1 pseudogene is annotated in these 398 nt (G+C 59.5%); it reads right to left on the reverse strand.

The features are described 5' to 3' along the window. Positions 1-77: 77 nt before the first annotated feature. A pseudogene (locus AB8E48_RS09000) lies at positions 78-398 on the reverse strand (guanylate kinase); the annotation flags it as partial.

The following is a 398-nucleotide window of genomic DNA, read 5'->3' on the forward strand; positions in this document are numbered from 1 at the left end:
CACCCTTCACAACGCCTCACGGCAGAACCACAGGTCGGAAGAAACTCTAGCCCCACCGCGAACGCAAAGCATGCAGATTAGGCGGCGCCAATCAGCTCAGCAATCTCCTTCGCTGCACGCTCAACAGAGTCGTTGACGACCGTGACGTCAAATTCCTTCTCAGCAGCCAGCTCAACCTTCGCGGTTTCAAGGCGACGAGCCTGCTCCTGCTCACTCTCGGTACCTCGACCCACCAAACGCGACACCAGCTCATCCCAGCTCGGAGGAGCCAAGAAAATCAGGCGAGCATCCGGCATGGTCTCGCGAATCTGGCGAGCGCCCTGCAGGTCAATCTCAAGAATCACCGGGCGGCCAGCATCCAGAGCCTCCTGGACCTTAGCGCGCGGAGTACCGTACTT

The sequence above is a fragment of the Rothia mucilaginosa genome, from assembly GCF_964211445.1.
In the GTDB taxonomy this organism is placed as follows: Bacteria; Actinomycetota; Actinomycetes; order Actinomycetales; family Micrococcaceae; genus Rothia; species Rothia mucilaginosa_E.